The sequence below is a fragment of the Roseovarius salis genome (assembly GCF_044472985.1).
Classification (GTDB): Bacteria; Pseudomonadota; Alphaproteobacteria; order Rhodobacterales; family Rhodobacteraceae; genus Roseovarius; species Roseovarius salis.
Genome location: NZ_JBISDG010000021.1, coordinates 1 through 15616 on the forward strand (window position 1 = coordinate 1; position 15616 = coordinate 15616).

16 protein-coding genes and 1 tRNA gene are annotated in these 15616 nt (G+C 66.4%); 9 read left to right on the top strand and 8 right to left on the bottom strand.

The window, feature by feature from the left end; genetic code table 11:
- Positions 1–452: 452 nt before the first annotated feature.
- On the bottom strand, positions 453–902 hold the full coding sequence (locus ACH13J_RS10285) for a DUF302 domain-containing protein (protein WP_397543242.1): 450 nt from the start codon (positions 900–902) through the stop codon (positions 453–455).
- A gap of 103 nt (positions 903–1005) precedes the next feature.
- On the opposite strand from ACH13J_RS10285, the gene hisF reads away from it, so the two are divergent.
- Positions 1006–1770, top strand: a complete 765-nt coding sequence (gene hisF, locus ACH13J_RS10290) for an imidazole glycerol phosphate synthase subunit HisF (RefSeq protein ID WP_397543243.1) — start codon at positions 1006–1008, stop codon at positions 1768–1770.
- Positions 1767–2078, top strand: a complete 312-nt coding sequence (locus ACH13J_RS10295; RefSeq protein ID WP_397543244.1) for a phosphoribosyl-ATP diphosphatase — start codon at positions 1767–1769, stop codon at positions 2076–2078. The genes hisF and ACH13J_RS10295 overlap by 4 nt, the downstream gene beginning before the upstream one ends.
- A gap of 5 nt (positions 2079–2083) precedes the next feature.
- Here ACH13J_RS10295 and ACH13J_RS10300 read toward each other — a convergent pair whose 3' ends face one another.
- The 3 genes from ACH13J_RS10300 to rlmB form a co-directional block, all read right to left on the bottom strand.
- Complete coding sequence (locus tag ACH13J_RS10300; RefSeq protein WP_397543245.1) at positions 2084–2557, bottom strand: CoA-binding protein; 474 nt, start codon at positions 2555–2557, stop codon at positions 2084–2086.
- A 228-nt stretch (positions 2558–2785) separates the two neighbouring features.
- The gene (locus tag ACH13J_RS10305; RefSeq protein WP_397543246.1) at positions 2786–3139 is read right to left on the bottom strand and encodes a hypothetical protein; all 354 of its coding nucleotides are present in this window, start codon (positions 3137–3139) and stop codon (positions 2786–2788) included.
- Between the two features lie 51 nt (positions 3140–3190).
- Positions 3191–3994: a 23S rRNA (guanosine(2251)-2'-O)-methyltransferase RlmB gene (gene rlmB / locus ACH13J_RS10310; RefSeq protein WP_397543247.1), complete on the bottom strand. Its 804-nt coding sequence runs from the start codon at positions 3992–3994 to the stop codon at positions 3191–3193.
- A 131-nt stretch (positions 3995–4125) separates the two neighbouring features.
- Here rlmB and ACH13J_RS10315 point away from each other — a divergent pair.
- A tRNA-Tyr gene (locus tag ACH13J_RS10315) sits at positions 4126–4209 on the top strand.
- Between the two features lie 39 nt (positions 4210–4248).
- Here ACH13J_RS10315 and ACH13J_RS10320 read toward each other — a convergent pair.
- The gene (locus tag ACH13J_RS10320; protein WP_397543248.1) at positions 4249–4515 is read right to left on the bottom strand and encodes a hypothetical protein; all 267 of its coding nucleotides are present in this window, start codon (positions 4513–4515) and stop codon (positions 4249–4251) included.
- 61 nt (positions 4516–4576) lie between these two features.
- Positions 4577–5005, bottom strand: coding sequence for a hypothetical protein (locus ACH13J_RS10325; protein WP_397543249.1), 429 nt, complete (start codon positions 5003–5005; stop codon positions 4577–4579).
- A 300-nt stretch (positions 5006–5305) separates the two neighbouring features.
- On the opposite strand from ACH13J_RS10325, the gene ACH13J_RS10330 reads away from it, so the two are divergent.
- The 4 genes from ACH13J_RS10330 to ACH13J_RS10345 all read left to right on the top strand — a co-directional run bounded on the left by ACH13J_RS10330 (position 5306) and on the right by ACH13J_RS10345 (position 10937).
- Positions 5306–6295, top strand: a complete 990-nt coding sequence (locus ACH13J_RS10330; protein ID WP_397543250.1) for a hypothetical protein — start codon at positions 5306–5308, stop codon at positions 6293–6295.
- A 92-nt stretch (positions 6296–6387) separates the two neighbouring features.
- Positions 6388–6705, top strand: coding sequence for a hypothetical protein (locus ACH13J_RS10335; RefSeq protein WP_397543251.1), 318 nt, complete (start codon positions 6388–6390; stop codon positions 6703–6705).
- Between the two features lie 74 nt (positions 6706–6779).
- The gene (locus ACH13J_RS10340) at positions 6780–8060 is read left to right on the top strand and encodes an aminotransferase class I/II-fold pyridoxal phosphate-dependent enzyme (protein WP_397543252.1); all 1281 of its coding nucleotides are present in this window, start codon (positions 6780–6782) and stop codon (positions 8058–8060) included.
- Between the two features lie 135 nt (positions 8061–8195).
- Positions 8196–10937: a hypothetical protein gene (locus tag ACH13J_RS10345; RefSeq protein ID WP_397543253.1), complete on the top strand. Its 2742-nt coding sequence runs from the start codon at positions 8196–8198 to the stop codon at positions 10935–10937.
- A 6-nt stretch (positions 10938–10943) separates the two neighbouring features.
- On the opposite strand, the gene hppD is transcribed toward ACH13J_RS10345, so the two are convergent.
- A complete protein-coding gene (gene hppD, locus ACH13J_RS10350) occupies positions 10944–12041 on the bottom strand; it encodes a 4-hydroxyphenylpyruvate dioxygenase (RefSeq protein WP_397543254.1) in 1098 nt (365 codons plus the stop codon).
- A 142-nt stretch (positions 12042–12183) separates the two neighbouring features.
- Between hppD and ACH13J_RS10355 the strand changes: the two genes are divergently transcribed.
- Both ACH13J_RS10355 and ACH13J_RS10360 read left to right on the top strand, forming a co-directional pair.
- Positions 12184–12639: an Lrp/AsnC ligand binding domain-containing protein gene (locus ACH13J_RS10355; protein WP_397543255.1), complete on the top strand. Its 456-nt coding sequence runs from the start codon at positions 12184–12186 to the stop codon at positions 12637–12639.
- 28 nt (positions 12640–12667) lie between these two features.
- On the top strand, positions 12668–14587 hold the full coding sequence (locus tag ACH13J_RS10360) for a monovalent cation:proton antiporter-2 (CPA2) family protein (RefSeq protein ID WP_397543316.1): 1920 nt from the start codon (positions 12668–12670) through the stop codon (positions 14585–14587).
- Here ACH13J_RS10360 and cobT read toward each other — a convergent pair.
- Positions 14584–15600 carry a nicotinate-nucleotide--dimethylbenzimidazole phosphoribosyltransferase gene (cobT, locus tag ACH13J_RS10365; RefSeq protein ID WP_397543256.1) on the bottom strand — a complete coding sequence of 339 codons (1017 nt, stop codon included), beginning with the start codon at positions 15598–15600 and terminating at the stop codon, positions 14584–14586. The genes ACH13J_RS10360 and cobT overlap by 4 nt on opposite strands.
- Between the last annotated feature and the right edge of the window lie 16 nt (positions 15601–15616).

The window sequence follows — 15616 nt, forward strand, 5'->3', positions numbered from 1 at the left end:
GGCGGCGGGCGGCACGGCCTCCGCGCTGCCGCGGCTCGAAGGGTTCTGACCCCCGCGCGGCGGATCGGCTGCGGAGATGGTCGGCGGCGCCTTGCCCGCGCACCTCCCGGCCGGCGCACGGGTCGTTCCTCATGCGAAGGTCACGAAGCGCCCGAACGGCATCTCGCGCAGCCGCTTGCCGGTCGCGGCGGAAATGGCCCCCGCCAGCACCGGCGACGATCTGGGCGTCGGGGCCCGGGAACAGACAGATCCTGCCGACCCATCTGCGACGCCATGACGGACGGCATCGCGATCGAAAGGTCCAGGGTGTCGACAGCTCCCCGCGCGACCCGGCCGTTGACGCGGGCGATGGCGATCTGGCGCGGGAACTCCTCCGCCGTGTCCTCTTCCCGGTTGCAGGTAAACATGACAGGCACGCCGGGCAACTGAACCGCGACCTCCGCCCGCGCGTTTCAGCCGCCCGCGGCACTTTCTGTCAATCTCTGCAGCGCCCCCCTCATCCTTTCAATATAGCCTGCATCGCCTTCGATGCCGTCCAGCGCGGCCAGCATGCCAGCGGGATCCTCGTAGGCAAGCCAGACCTGCCCGGACGCATCCTCGTGCACGAGCACCCTGAGCGGGAGGTAAAGGCCCGCAAGCGCGCTATCCTGCATCGCGGGGCTGCCGAGCCGGGGATTGCCGAAAACCAGCAGTTGCGCCGGCGCGAGTTCCACCCCCGCCGACGCGGCCCCGGCGCCGTGATCGATCCGCGCAAAGACGGTGGCACCAGCCGCTTTCACAGCCCTTTCCAGCGCATCCATCGTGGCGGGCACGTCGCGCTCTGCCGCCACCTTCACGATGTCGCCCGCAGCGAGCGCCGGCCCCGTCAGCCCCATGAAAGCGGCCAAGATCCAGCGTTTCATGACATCCCTCCCCTGCCGACATGAACGATTTGCCACCATCCTCTGGCATGTCGGGGGATTTGCCCATAAACACCTTCGTGAAGAGCTTTCGAACGGCGGCCCCATGCTCAAGACCCGCATCATTCCCTGTCTCGACGTGGCCGACGGCCGCGTCGTCAAGGGTGTCAATTTCGTCAACCTGCGCGACGCGGGCGATCCGGTGGACGCGGCCAAGGCCTATGACGCCGCAGGCGCAGACGAGCTGTGTTTTCTCGACATCCATGCCACGCATGAGAACCGCGGCGTGATGATGGACGTTGTCACCCGGACGGCAGAGCAGTGCTATATCCCGCTCACGGTCGGTGGCGGCGTACGCACGGCAGAGGACGTGCGCGCGCTGCTGAATTCAGGGGCCGACAAGGTCAGCTTCAACTCGGCCGCCGTGGCCCGGCCGGAGGTGGTGCGCGAGGCCGCTGACCGGTTCGGCAGCCAGTGCATCGTCGTTGCGATCGATGCCAAGACCGTCGCGCCCGGCAGGTGGGAAATCTTCACGCATGGCGGACGCAGGCCCACCGGCGTCGACGCGGTGGCTTTCGCAAAACAGGTCGAGGCACAAGGCGCGGGTGAAATCCTGCTCACCTCCATGGACCGCGACGGCACGCGCGAGGGGTTCAACATCGCGCTGACGCGGGCGATATCTGACAGCGTGTCGATCCCGGTCATCGCATCGGGCGGTGTGGGAACACTCGACCACCTCGTCGAAGGGGTCACCAGGGGTGGCGCCTCCGCCGTCCTCGCCGCCTCGATCTTTCATTTCGGAGAGTTCACCATCGCGGAGGCCAAGGCGCACATGGCCGCGGCCGGTATTCCGATGAGGCTTGGATCATGACGCTGGACGAACTGGAGCGGATCATCGCCGCGCGCGCGGACGCCCCGCCCGAGGAAAGCTGGACCGCCAAGCTCGTTGCCAAGGGGCCCGAAAAGGTCGCCGAGAAATTCGGCGAAGAGGCGGTCGAGGCCGTCATAGAAGCTGTTCGCGACGACCGGGAACGTCTAACCGCCGAGGCGGCCGACGTCCTCTTTCACCTGTTGGTGATGCTGCATGTGCGCGGCGTCTCCATTGCCGACGTAATGCGGGAACTGGACCGCCGGCAAGGGCAGTCGGGTCTCGAGGAAAAGGCCGCGCGCAAGACCTGATCGCGTCAGAGCTTGGAAGAGATGACGCCCGTGTTGAAGCCCCCCATGCGCAACTCGCCGAATAGGCGCTGATACTCGATCTTGGGGCAGCGGTTCATCACGACATCCACGCCCCGCGCCCGCGCCTTGGCCGCGGCTTCGGGGTGTTCCACACCGATCTGCATCCATATCGTCTGCAGATCCGGAAAGGTTTCGAGCGCCTCGTCCACTATCGCGGGGACGTGCTCGGGGCGCCGGAAGATATCGACCATGTCGACGCCCCCCTCGATGTCGCCAAGCGATGCCCGCACCGTTTCCCCGAAAGCGGTCTTGCCGGCATGGACGGGATTGACCGGGACAACGTCGAATTTCTTGAGCGAAAGGTACCGCGCGACGTAGAAGCTGGGGCGGACCTCATTGAGGGACACGCCCACCACGGCAATGCGGCGCGTGCGGTTGAGGATGTCACGCAAATGGCTGTCGGAATAGGTTTCGCTCATGGTCGCTCCGGTTTCTGGGACGCACTTACACCATGGACATGCGTCGGGCCAAACAAAACCGTCCAAAAAAAGCGCCCGGGCAAGGCCCGAGCGCCAGTCGCGGAACGAGGGACAGTGAAAGAAGCACCGGTGTTCCGTATCGATGCTTCACCATCATAGATAGGGGCGCGGCGGAGGATAAAAAGAGGATGTAATATAGCTGTGAACAGCAGGCGAACACCGGCGTGTTCAGTCGAAAATATCCTCGATCTCATCCCATAATTCCTCGAACACGCGGCGCATGAAGGGTTTGCGCCGCTTCGGTGCGGATTTGCGCGTCCGCTTGCGCCAGTCCTTGCCGGAGGCCGCCGGTCTTTCCCGCGGGTATTCGCGCGGAAATTCCGGCACGCCGCGCCGCCGCGCCGCGGAGGCAGGCCCCTTGCGCGTGTCCGGCTTCGCTTGCGCCGGTCTTGGGATCGCCTTCATGTCGTGCAGGGGCGCGCCGCAGGCCGCGCATGTCAGCTCGTGCCGCGCCCTGTCCATCACCAGCACGGAGCGGGTTCCGCAGTAGCAGCATGTCGCGATCTTCCGGCCTTCAGGCATGGCGTGCAGGTCTCCCCTTCGTCGTCGGATAAATGTGCCTGCCGGGCGGTTTCAAGAGGCCTGACCGGTGCGGCACTGCGCCGCGTACAGCGCGACGGCCGCCGCGTTGGACACGTTCAGCGACCCGAACCCGCCCGCGGCGCCGATCCGCACGAGATGGTCGGCCCGGCTGCGGGTCTTTTCCCTCAGGCCGGCCCCCTCGGCCCCGAGCGCCAGCGCGACCGGCCGCCCGCCGCCCTCGTCAAGCGCGGTTTCGAGGGTGACCCGGGCCGCCCCGTCAAGCCCCAGCACGAGATACCCCAGCTCTTGCAACGTACCGATCGCGTCGGCCAGGTTGCGCACCCTGAGATATGGCTGCCGCTCCAGGGCGCCGCTGGCGGCCTTGGCCAGCGCGCCGGTCTCCGGTGCCGAATGGTGGCGCGGCGCCACCACTGCGCGCGCTCCGAACACCTCGGCCGAGCGCAGTATCGCGCCCACGTTGTGCGGGTCGGTCACCCTGTCCAGCATGACGATGCGCGGCGGGTGCCTGCCCTCGCCCATCGCCAGATCGGTCAGGCTGCCCCAGTCCAGCGGCCTGACTTCCAGCGCGGCCCCCTGGTGGACAGATTGCGGATCGATCGGTGCAGGGAACTTGCGGGCATCCGCCATTTCGGGGATCACCCCCGCCGCGTCCAGCTCCGCCTCGCCCAGACGCTTCCGGGCATTGGTGGTCAGGATCAGCCGCAGCTTGACGCGCGCGGGGTTGGCAAGCGCCTCCCGGACCGCGTGCAGGCCGAACAGCCAGACCGTCTCGGCCGCGGCCGCCCGCTTGGCCTGTTCCTTTTCCACCACCCAACGGGGTTTTTTCGCCGCCATCGCACCCTTCCTTGTTCCGGCGGGGACAATGCGGGCCGATCAGCGCGGTCGCAAGCCAATTTCCGGTTGACGCGCAAAATCCGCGCTTCTAAATACGCCGCTACCGTCACGGGCGCGACCCGGCGGGTCGTGGGCGACAGGCCGCAAGGTGTGGCAGGGGACTGTAACTCCCTCGCGGAGACGCATGCTAGGTTCGATTCCTAGGTCGCCCACCACTCAATCACTTCAGAAAATCCTCCCAGTCCACTGATCTGTCAGTGGAAATTGATGAAGTATATGATCAGTGCCACGGCCGACACCGGCACGACGTATACCCCCCAGATCAACTTGCGGCGCAGCGAGTGCTCGTAATCCCGCATGCCCTCATCGATATACGTGTCGAGATCGCCGGGCCGGCCTTCCTCTTCCCACCAGCGCTTCAGCTTGTCGCGCCGGACGGAACGCGAATACAGCGACAGCGAAAGATAGATCACCGTCAATACGACGAAACCGACAACCACGAGCCGCGCGAGCGCTACCATGCACGCCCCCCGTTCCCGCCTGCGCGGCGATCTCCGCGTGGGCCCCGCTCGAATCTTTGCATCATCGCGTCAACAACTCCACCGTTTCATCCGATATGGCACCAAGCCCGCTTGGACCGTGCAGATTGTGAGAAAGATCGTTCGGATAGACCTCGGTCCAGTAATAGCCGTCGCTTTCGCGCACGAGAACGACCGCATGCTTGGCGTCGGCGAAGCAGACCCGCGTGACGGTGCGCTGATTGTAAAAGAGACCCTTAACTGTCTGGTAGCATGGCCCTTTTTCCGGCCAGACGCCACCATAGCCGGTTCGGGCGATCTGCTGGAACCCGCGCGTGACAAGCCATTTCTGCGTGGTGGCCGGACTTTCCCCGCGCTTGGCCAGACGTTCGGCGATCACGTGTGGCGATGGCGCGACGGGCTGCTTTATCTTGGCGCACCCGCCAAGGCTCAACGCCAGTATAGAGGCCCCAAACACAATGGCAGCTTTCATATTTCCAACCATGATCACGATTCAATTCCGGTAAAATGACAATATACACCCCCAAATCGCACTAAACGCCGATTTGTGCCCACTCTTGATCACCGGGGGCGTCAGCCGCCTGTCCTGCGCGCCGGCCCCGCCCGGTGGGACGGGTTGGCAGAGGACGGTCATGCGTTCATGTGACATGCGCGGCGCGCTCCGATCCATGAGCCGGGGACGTGGCAACTCATCCCTTCTGCCCCGCGCCATCGGTCATTATACTGCGCCGGAGCAGGCAGGCGTACGGGTTCGAGTATGGCCGAAAAGGCGATGAAAAACCAACCCTTTAACATCATGGTCGTCGGCCAGGGTGGACGGCTGCAGTACGAGGCGATCCTGTTCGCCGCCTCGCTGCAGGCGCATGCGCCGGAATTTGCAGGCCGTCTTTTCGTGGCCGAGCCGCAGCCCGGGCCGCTCTGGACTGCCAACCCGGCGATGCGCGGCGGCGACACGCGCGCTCTGCTGGAACGGCTGGGCGCCACGATCGTCCCCTTCGAAAGCCGGCATTTCGGCGAAGCGTACCCGTACGGGAACAAGATAGAGGCGCTCTTCGCGCTCCCCGAAGGCGAACCCTTCGTCTTTTTCGACACGGATACGCTGATCCTCGACAACCTGTCGCGCGTTCCCTTCGACTTCAGTCGGCCGACGGCCTCCCTACGCAGGGAAGGGACGTGGCCACAGATCGAGCTTTACGGCCCCGGCTATACCGCCATCTGGAAATCGTTGTATGACAGGTTCGGGCTGGATTTCGAAAGCTCGCTCGACACGTCCTGGCCGGATGAATTCTGGCGGCGATACCTCTATTTCAACGCGGGTTTTTTCTTCTACCAATGCCCACGCCTGTTCGGCCAGCGCTTCCTCGATTACGCGCTCAGCATCCGCGACGATCCGCCACCGGCGCTGGTCTGCCAGTCACTCGACCCGTGGCTCGACCAAGTGGCGCTTCCGCTGGTGATCCATTCCCTTGGCGGCGGGCGCAACGTGTTGCCGCAGGGCCTGCTCGATGGCGAGGTCAGTTGCCATTACCGCCTGCTGCCACTGCTCTATGCCCGCGAATCCGACCGGGCCGTGCAGGTGCTGGAAGAGGTGAGCGCCCCCAACCACGTCAAGAAGGTGCTCAAGAAGCACGACCCGGCCCGCTTCATGATCTATCACGGGCGGGGGCGCAAGGTGCGCGCCCTGTTCGACCGCGACAACCTCCCGCGCAAGGAACAGGCCATCCGCAACAAGATCAAGCGCAACGGATACTGGATGCGCTGACGCCCGGCACCGCGGCCCGGCATTTTTACAAACGTCCCGGTTTGTCGTATTCTGGGAACCCGCCTTGCGCAGCGGCCCCCATGGAGGTCGGCATGTCCCCGATCAAGTCGCTCATCCTTTCCGCCCTCGCCGCCGGCCTGGCCGCCGGCTGCAGCCCCGGGCAGGCGGACGTCCGCCAGTTCGAGGTGCGCGTGGACGGAGGCTTCCACACCGTTACCGAAACCCGCCCGACCGCCCCGATACTCGGCGCGGCCCGCGCGCCGATGCGCACCGTGCGGGTGAACGGCCGCGATGTCCCCTGTGCCGAGCTGCCCTGCGCCCGCGAGGTGCGCGCCGCACGCGGTCAGGCGCGGGCGGATATCGACGCGTTCCGCAAACCGCCGCCCGGCGCGGACCTGACCACGGAATAGGCCCGGCAACAACGTTGTTGTCGAAACCGGCATCTTGACCTACCCCTTGGACGGATATCCAATGGAGGGGACAAATGGCCTACGGCTTCGACACTTTGCAAATCCACGCGGGGGCGCGGCCCGATCCGGCCACCGGCGCGCGGCAGACGCCGATCTATCAAACGACCGCATACGTGTTCCGCGATGCCGAGCACGCGGCGGCGCTCTTCAACCTTCAGGAAGTGGGATACATCTACTCGCGCCTCACCAACCCGACCGTGGCCGCCCTGCAGGAGCGCATGGCCACGCTGGAGGGCGGCGCGGGCGCCGTCTGCTGCTCATCCGGCCACGCCGCCCAGATCATGGCGCTCTTCCCACTGATGGCGCCGGGCTGCAACGTCGTGGTGTCGACCCGCCTCTACGGGGGGTCCGTCACGCAGTTTTCCCAAACGATCAAGCGTTTCGGCTGGGAGGCGAAGTTCGTTGACATCGACGATGCAGAGGCGATCCGCGGCGCCATCGACGACAACACCCGCGCCATATTCTGCGAGTCGATTGCCAACCCCGGCGGGCACATCGCGGATCTGGACGCGGTCGCGAAACTCGCTGACGCGGCCGGCCTGCCGCTGATCGTCGACAACACGTCGGCCACGCCGTATCTCTGCCGCCCGATCGAGCACGGGGCAACGCTGGTTGTGCATTCCATGACCAAGTTCCTCACCGGCAACGGCACGGTCACGGGGGGCTGCGTGGTGGATTCGGGCAAGTTCGACTGGTCGGCCAGCGGCAAGTTCCCCTCCCTGTCCGAACCCGAGCCTGCCTATCACGGCCTCAAGTTCCACGAGACCTTCGGGCCGCTTGCCTTTACGTTCCACGGCATCGCCGTCGGCCTGCGCGATCTCGGCATGACGCTCAACCCACAGGCGGCGCATTATACGCTGATGGGGATAGAGACCCTCAGCCTGCGGATGCAGCGGCACTGCGAGAATGCCGAGCGGGTTGCCGGCTGGCTGGAAAACCACGACGCGGTGGACCATGTCACCTATGCCGGGCTGAAATCCTCGCCCTATTACGACCGCGTGGCCAAGATCTGCCCCAAAGGCGCGGGCGGGCTGTTCACCGTGGCCCTCAAGGGGGGATACGAGGCCTGCGTGAAGTTCGTGGACAGCCTCGAACTTTTCAGCCACGTGGCCAACCTCGGCGACACGCGGTCGCTGGTCATCCACTCGGCCTCGACCACGCACCGCCAGTTGACACCCGAGCAGCAGGAAGCCGCCGGCGCCGCGCCAAACGTGGTGCGAATCTCCATCGGGATCGAGGATGCCGACGACATCATTGCCGACCTCGACCAGGCGCTGGCGAAAGCCCGGGGGTGACATGGAGCGCAGGCCCGAGCCCCGGCCACAAGATGATGGGGCCGGGTCTGCCTTTTCCTTGCGATGAAGCTGCTATAGACTCCAAGCTGAAGAGGCCGTCTGCCGAGTTGAACTCCGGGTGCTAACGCATTGCCTATGAGACCGAATTTTGCGCTGATGCTTTCCTTCGAAGGGATCAGCCTCCTCCACCGGACCCATGCGGGCTGGCACCTTGTGGGCGAGGTCCGGCTCGACAGCGCGACTCTCTCTGGCGATCTCGCCGAACTGGCCGGCAAGGCGCGGGCGCTCGATCCCACCGGGCTGCGCAGCAAGCTCGTGATCCCCGACGAGCAGATCAAGTATCTTGGCTTCGACACGGAGGCGACGGACGGCGACCAGATCGAACGCGAGGTGCGCAGCGCCCTCGACGGCGCGACGCCTTACACGCTCGCAGAGCTTTCTTACGACTGGTCCATGCGTGGCGGCCATGTCCATGTCGCCGCGGTGGCGCGCGAAACGCTGGCCGAAGCCGAGGATTTCGCGCTGGAGCACGATTTCAACCCCATGTGCTTCGTCGCGATGCCCGGAGAGGACGTCTTTGCCGGTGAGCCCTATTTCGGCGAAACCAAGCATGCCGGCCGGGTCTTGGGCCCCGACGAGACGATCGCCCGCGAAGACGAGGTGATCCGGATCGTCGGGGCCGCGCAACTGCCGGAACCCGAGACGGTGACCGAAGAGGAGGCTCCGGAGCCGGTCGAGACGCCGCCGCCCGCGCCACAGGCGGAAGAAGACGGCCGTTCCATGGAGGAAGGCGCTTCCGCCCCGGAGCCGCCGGCCGAAGCGACGGCCGCGGCGGAAGCGCCCGAGGCCAAGGGCCAGAAAGGCGCCCCCAAGCGCGGCCAGAAAGGCAAGAACAAGCAACAGAAAGGGCGCGGCGGGGCCAAGGCGGGGCCAGCCGATCCTGCCCCGGGTGGCAAGGCCGCGGCGAATACGGCCCCGAAGGCCCGCACCAAGGACACGCCCGAGAAAGAGAAACCGCACACCGCGCCGCAGTCGCCGCCCGAAACGGAAAAGGCGGTTTCCTTTACGTCGATACGCCCCGCCGGCGGCAAGGAGGACGACGCGCGCCGACCGGAACTGCCGAAGGCACGCTTCAGCCCACCGCCGGTGGCCGCTGACGAGCCGGGCACACCGCCCAAGAAGCCCGCCATAAGCGGGATCGCGTCGGGCAGCTTGCCCGGGGAAGAACGGGCTCGGAAACCCAAGGCGAAGGCGGCGGCAAGCGTGCCACCCGCACCGGCGGAACCCGCACCGGCCATCCAGTCGCCCGGCCCTGACACGGTGCGCAAAGCCCCGGCAGGACCAGCCGGCAAGCTGGGCGCCTTGTTCAGGCGCATGGCACGCAAGGCGCCCCCTGCCCCGGCAGCAACGAAACGGCCCGCGCGCAGCGATCCGTCTCCGGTCCGACCGGGCACCGAGATGGCCGCGGCGCCGATGCCGCTGACCGCCGACATGGCCCGCGACGAGAAGGAACGCCTGACGATCTTCGGGGCCCGGCGTGCAGCCTCCGAGGAGCCGGACAGGCCGCGCTACGTGGCGCTGATCCTGACGGCGATCCTGCTGTTGATCCTCGTGGCCGTGGCGGCATGGGCCGCGCTGTTCCTCGAAGGGGGGCTTTCGCGCGTTTTCGGGCCGTCTGACGATGTCAGGGTCGTCGAGGACGCAAAGCCTGCGCCGGACCCCGCGCCCGAGGACGAAACCGCCGGCACCGGCGCCGCGCAACGCGACACGCCGGGCGATGGCGGGGCGGCAAGCGACCCCGCCACGGCGGACGGCTCGACCGGGGCCGTGCAACCGCAAACGGACGGAACCGCGGAGGACGCCACGACGGCGGCGCTGAACGAGGACGGGGCGCAGTCACCCGACCCCCCCCGGGACGACGGGGCCGGGACCGGCGGCGTCGCGCCGGAGATCATTCCCGAGGAACTCACACCCGACGAGGCCCGCCGGCGTTATGCCGCCACCGGGATCTGGCAGATGGCGCCCCCCCCCTCCACCGCACCGGGAACGACGACATTGCGAGAAGTCTACAAGACCTCTCCCGACCCCGAGGTGCAGTTGGAGGACAAGGCGGAATTGCCGGCGCCCGAGAACTTGCGCTATGCCGCGCACCCGCCGCGCCCGGGCAACCCCCCGCCCCCGCTGACACGCTTCGAACTTGACGAGCGCGGCTTCATCGCCGCCACCCCGGAAGGCACGGAGACACCCGACGGCGTGATGGTCTATGCCGGAAGCCCCCCGATCGAGCCGCCGCCGACGCCGCCGCGCGCCGCCCCGATCGTGCTCGATGACCCCACCGCGGCCGCCCCGGAGGAACCGACGCTGCGCCCCCGGGTCCGGCCCGAGGATCTGACCGGGCTGGCGGATCCGGCCGCGCCGGTGGAGGGCGAACGCCAAACGGACCTCGCCACCGATACGGACAGCGAAGCCGACACCGAGGCGATGCTCGCGGACGCCACCGAAGAGGCGGTCGCTGTCTCGCTTGTCCCGCGTGCCCGGCCCGAAGAATTCTCGGAGATCGTCGAGGACACCCGCAACGCCGTCGCATCCGACCCCGTAAGCCCCGATCAACGGCTGGCCGCCGCCACGCCAAGCTCGGTATCGGTCGCCCGCGCCGCGACCGAGGACAACCGGATCGCACTGCGCGAGGTCAACCTGATCGGTGTCTACGGCACGCCGGAAAGCCGTCGTGCCCTCGTGCGGCTGGCCAACGGGCGCTACCGCAAGCTGCAGGTTGGCGATCGGCTCGACGGCGGGCGGGTCGCCGCGATCGGCGAGAACCAGCTGCGTTACGTCAAGCGCGGTAAATCCGTCATGCTCAAGATGCCGGACGGCTGACGCCACCTATTCGTATGCCGCGATTTCGCCTGTGTCGATCTGCTCGCGCTCGATCGACTCGAAGAGCGCCTTGAAATTGCCCTCTCCGAAACCGTCGTCTCCCTTGCGCTGGATGAACTCGAAAAAGATCGGGCCGATCACGGTGCGGGAAAAGATCTGCAGCAGGATCCTGGTCTCGCCGCCGTCCACGACCCCTTCGCCATCGATCAGGATTCCATGTCTGCGCATCCTTTCAACGGGTTCCTCGTGGCCCTTCACGCGGTCGAAGCTCATCTCGTAATACCCGTCGGGCGGGGCCGGCATGAAGCGGATGCCGTTTTCGGCGATGGCGTCGGTTGCGCCATAGATATCCTCGGTGCCCACGGCGATGTGCTGTATGCCTTCGCCGTTGTACTTCTTGAGGTAAGACACGATCTGCCCCGTCTCGCCCCGGTCCTCGTTGATGGGGATGCGGATGCGCCCGCAGGGCGAGGTCAGTGCGCGGCTGTAAAGCCCGGTATACTGTCCCTCTATGTCGAAGAAACGGATCTCGCGGAAATTGAACAGATCGCCGTAAAACCGGAACCACCTGTCCATGTTGCCCTTGAACACGTTGTGGGTGAGATGGTCGAGGTAATGGAAGCCGACACCACGGGGCTTGGAGGGTTCAAGCCAATGGTATTCCTCGTTGTAGGGGGAGGTGTCGTGATACTTGTCGATGAAGTAGATCAGGCTGCCGCCGATGCCATGGATGGCCGGCACATCAAGCACCCGGCCCCCACCCTCGTACGGCACCGCGCCCCTGGCCACCGCGTGATCGAAGGCTTTCGCCGCATCGACCACGCGCCATCCCATGGACGGGGCGCATGGCCCGTGCGCCTCGACGAAGCGGGCGGCAAAGCTGTCGGTGTCGGCGGTGACGACATAGGTGATATCGCCCTGCTGCCACAACTCGATATCGCGGTGCGCGTGCCGGGCGACCTTGCGGTATCCCATCGCCGAGAAGAGTTCGCGCAGCTTCTGCGGGTCCGGGTGGGCGAATTCGACGAACTCGAAACCGTCAGTGCCGGCCGGGTTTTCGTCGGTGATCTCGGATTGCGGACGGTCATGCGGAAATGGTCCCACGGAATGTTATCCTCGCGCATCTTGTCAGACACCTCACCTTATCGCGCATGCCAGGCGGGGATTGCGCGAAGTTTGGCCAATTCAAGCGCTTTGATGCGAGGATTTTGTAAATTTGCCCATGATGCCGCACGATAGTCGCACGATGCTGGATGAAACCGATACCCGCCTGCTGGCCGCGCTGCAGCAGGATTCGCAGTTGACCGCGCAGGATCTCGGCGCGTTGCTTGGTCTTTCGCCAAGCCAGGCGGCGCGCCGCCGTCAGCGGCTTGAACAACGGGGGGTGATCAGGGGATATACAGCGCGGCTGGACGCGGCGCGGCTCGGGCTGGGCATCCAGGCCTTCGTGCAAATCGAGATGGCCAGCCACGCGCCCGAGCCGGCCCGGTCACTGACACGCCTGCTGGAGACGCGGCCGGAAGTCGTCAGCGCGTGGACGCTCACGGGTCAGGCGGATTATCTCCTCCGGGTCTATTGTGACGACCTCACCGCCCTCAACCGGCTTGTCCATGAGGTGCTGCTGCCGCATGCTGCCGTCGCGCGGGTTCACAGCCAGATCGTCATGGACCAGTGCAAACCCGACGCGCCGTTGCCGATATGACGGCAATGCCCTCACGCTGGATCGCATGATGGAAGGCTTCCTGTTCCAGGCCACGCTGTTTCTAGCCGCCGCGGTCATCGCGGTGCCGCTGGCGGCTAGGCTGGGGCTGGGCTCGGTGCTGGGATACCTGGCGGCCGGTATCGTGATCGGGCCGGTTCTGGGCCTCATCGGCGGTCACGACGCAGAGGAATTGCAGCATTTCGCAGAGTTCGGCGTGGTCATGATGCTGTTCCTCATCGGGCTGGAGCTGGAACCTCGGGCGCTGTGGGACATGCGCCACCGGCTGGTCGGGCTGGGTGGGCTGCAGATCGCGATCACGGCGCTTCTGGTAATGGCCGGCACGATGGCCATCGGGCTGGTATGGAACGTGGCGCTGGCCATCGGCGGGGTTTTCGCGCTCTCCTCAACCGCGATCGTGCTTCAGACCCTGTCGGAGAAGGGACTCATGCGCACCGGCGGCGGCCGGTCTGCCTTCGCGGTGCTCCTGACGCAGGATATCGCCGTCATCCCCATGCTGGCATTGCTGCCGCTTCTGGCACAGCCCAAGACGCCGGACATGGTGCTCAGCGACACGCTCGAACGGCTCGGCGCGACGGACGACGCCGCGCCCGGCAGCGCCCACGAAGCCGCCGCAAGCTTCGTGCAGAGCCTGCCCGGATGGGGCGTGACGCTGGTCACCCTGGCCGCCGTGGGCGCCGTCATCCTGGCGGGGATCTACCTCGTGCGCCCGGTCTTCCGCTTCATCCAGGCCGCGCGACTGCGCGAGCTGTCGACCGCGCTGGCCCTGCTGATCGTGGTAAGCATCGCCTTCCTGATGAACCTCGTCGGGTTGTCGCCCGCGCTCGGCGCGTTCCTTGCCGGGGTGGTGCTGGCATCAAGCGAATTCCGCCACCAACTGGAGAGTGACATCGAGCCGTTCAAGGGGCTGCTGCTTGGGCTGTTCTTCATCACTGTCGGCGCGGGTATCAATTTCTCGATCCTGCTTAGCCAGTTTTTCACCATTATCGGCCTTGCGCTTGCAGTTATCCTTATCAAGGGGGCGGTTCTCTATGGCTTGGGGCGCAGCTTTGCGTTGCGGGGCCGCGATCTTTGGCTGTTCACGCTCTCACTGGCGCAGGCAGGGGAATTCGGTTTCGTCCTGATCTCCTTTTCCAGCCAGCAGAACGTGATCCCACCCGAGATGACGCAGACACTGCTGCTGGTCGTTGCGGTCTCGATGCTGATCACGCCGCTGCTTTTCATCCTGCACGACCTGCTGCCGTCGCGCACCAGCGAGAGCGGCGAGACGCCCGTTGCCGACGAGATCGACGAGCAGGGGCCCGTCATCATCGCCGGGATCGGGCGTTTCGGCCAGATCGTAAACCGCCTCGTGCGGTCCAGCGGCTTCGATACGGTTGTGCTTGACGCCGACCTGTCGCGAATCCAGCGCATGCGGCGTTTCGGCATCAAGGGGTTCTTCGGCGATCCCACGCGGCCCGAGCTGCTGCACGCCGCCGGCCTGCAGCGCGCGCGTGTCCTGGTCGTCGCGCTGGACGAACCGGAGGCCGTCACGCGCCTGGTGGCCTATGCAAGGCAGGAAAGGCCCGACCTGCACATCGTTGCACGCGCCCGGGATCGCACGCACGTCTTTCGCCTTTACCAGGCCGGGGCGGACAACATCGTGCGGGAACTTTTTGACAGCTCTCTCAGGGCCGGCCGCTACGCGCTGGAAAACATGGGGCTTTCAGAGTTCGAGGCGGCGGAGCTGGAAAAGACCTTCTACCGGCACGACCGGAATTCCGTGCGCGAACTGGCGGCGCTGTGGACGCCCGACATTCCCGCGACGGAGAACGCCGCCTATATCCGCCGCGCCAAGGAGCTGGAGCGCGACCTGCAGACCATGCTGCTGTCCCAGCTCGAGGAGACGGCGGATGACAAGACGCCCGACAAGGATACCGACGGCGCCTAGCCGTCGGCGACGCCGGCCTCGGCAAAGGTCGCCATGCCGGAATGGCACGCGACCGCCCCTTGCAGAATGCCGATGGCCAGCGCCGCGCCAGAACCCTCGCCAAGCCGCATGCCCATGGAAAGAAGCGGCGGCTTTCCCAGTAATGCCAGCAGCCGTCCGTGGGCGGCTTCTGCGCTTTCGTGGCCGGCAAGGGCATGGTCCAGCGCGCCCTTGCGCGCCGCCTCGAGACAGGCGGCCGCGGCGGTGCAAATGAACCCGTCGAGGATCACCGGGATGCGCAACGTGCGCGCGCGCACGATCGCCGCGGCCATGGCGACGATCTCGCGCCCACCGAGACAGCGCAGCACCTCCAGCCCATCGGCGCCGCAGGACGCGTTCGCGGCGACCGCGCGGGCGACCACGTCGGCCTTGTGCGCCAGCGCCTCATCCGTCAGCCCCGTGCCGCGCCCGGCCCAGTCCTCGGCGGCGCCGCCGTAAAGGGCCAGCGCCATCGCCGCCGCGGAGGTCGTGTTGCCGATCCCCATCTCGCCCACTACCAGAAGGTCGGCACCGGGATCGACCGCCTGCCACCCGGTCCGCAGCGACGCGGCGAATTCGTCGGTGTCCATTGCAGGGCCGCGTGTGAAATCCGCCGTGGGCCGCTCCAGCAAGATGGGATGGACATCCATCCGCGCGCCGAAGGTGCGGGCAAGCTGGTTTATCGCCGCGCCGCCGGCCTCGAAATTCGCAACCATCTGCGCCGTGACCTCTGGCGGGAATGCCGAGACACCCTGCGCCGTGACACCATGATTTCCGGCAAAGACGATCACCTGCGGCGACCGCAGCGCCGGCCGCGGATCGGCCCGCCATGCCGCGTACCACTGCGCGAGATCCTCCAGCCTGCCGAGCGCGCCGGGCGGCTTGGTCAATTGGCCGTTGCGCGCCTGCGCCGCGGCGCGCGCGCGCGCGTCCTCTTCAGGCAAGTCCCCGAGGACTTGGGTAAAGGCATGCGCTGAGGTAATGTCCGCCGGCATGGGATACTCCGCCATC

What these genes read in the sequence shown, in the direction of transcription:
- ACH13J_RS10325 (WP_397543249.1), bottom strand. Translation starts at nt 5,005, where the DNA reads ATGAAAGCTGCCATTGTGTTTGGGGCCTCTATACTGGCGTTGAGCCTT.
- ACH13J_RS10285 (WP_397543242.1), bottom strand. Translation starts at nt 902, where the DNA reads ATGAAACGCTGGATCTTGGCCGCTTTCATGGGGCTGACGGGGCCGGCG.
- ACH13J_RS10360 (WP_397543316.1), top strand. Translation starts at nt 12,668, where the DNA reads ATGGAAGGCTTCCTGTTCCAGGCCACGCTGTTTCTAGCCGCCGCGGTC.
- ACH13J_RS10300 (WP_397543245.1), bottom strand. Translation starts at nt 2,557, where the DNA reads ATGAGCGAAACCTATTCCGACAGCCATTTGCGTGACATCCTCAACCGC.
- ACH13J_RS10305 (WP_397543246.1), bottom strand. Translation starts at nt 3,139, where the DNA reads ATGCCTGAAGGCCGGAAGATCGCGACATGCTGCTACTGCGGAACCCGC.
- ACH13J_RS10295 (WP_397543244.1), top strand. Translation starts at nt 1,767, where the DNA reads ATGACGCTGGACGAACTGGAGCGGATCATCGCCGCGCGCGCGGACGCC.
- ACH13J_RS10335 (WP_397543251.1), top strand. Translation starts at nt 6,388, where the DNA reads ATGTCCCCGATCAAGTCGCTCATCCTTTCCGCCCTCGCCGCCGGCCTG.
- hisF (WP_397543243.1), top strand. Translation starts at nt 1,006, where the DNA reads ATGCTCAAGACCCGCATCATTCCCTGTCTCGACGTGGCCGACGGCCGC.
- ACH13J_RS10320 (WP_397543248.1), bottom strand. Translation starts at nt 4,515, where the DNA reads ATGGTAGCGCTCGCGCGGCTCGTGGTTGTCGGTTTCGTCGTATTGACG.
- cobT (WP_397543256.1), bottom strand. Translation starts at nt 15,600, where the DNA reads ATGCCGGCGGACATTACCTCAGCGCATGCCTTTACCCAAGTCCTCGGG.
- rlmB (WP_397543247.1), bottom strand. Translation starts at nt 3,994, where the DNA reads ATGGCGGCGAAAAAACCCCGTTGGGTGGTGGAAAAGGAACAGGCCAAG.
- ACH13J_RS10340 (WP_397543252.1), top strand. Translation starts at nt 6,780, where the DNA reads ATGGCCTACGGCTTCGACACTTTGCAAATCCACGCGGGGGCGCGGCCC.
- ACH13J_RS10330 (WP_397543250.1), top strand. Translation starts at nt 5,306, where the DNA reads ATGAAAAACCAACCCTTTAACATCATGGTCGTCGGCCAGGGTGGACGG.
- ACH13J_RS10355 (WP_397543255.1), top strand. Translation starts at nt 12,184, where the DNA reads ATGCTGGATGAAACCGATACCCGCCTGCTGGCCGCGCTGCAGCAGGAT.
- ACH13J_RS10345 (WP_397543253.1), top strand. Translation starts at nt 8,196, where the DNA reads ATGAGACCGAATTTTGCGCTGATGCTTTCCTTCGAAGGGATCAGCCTC.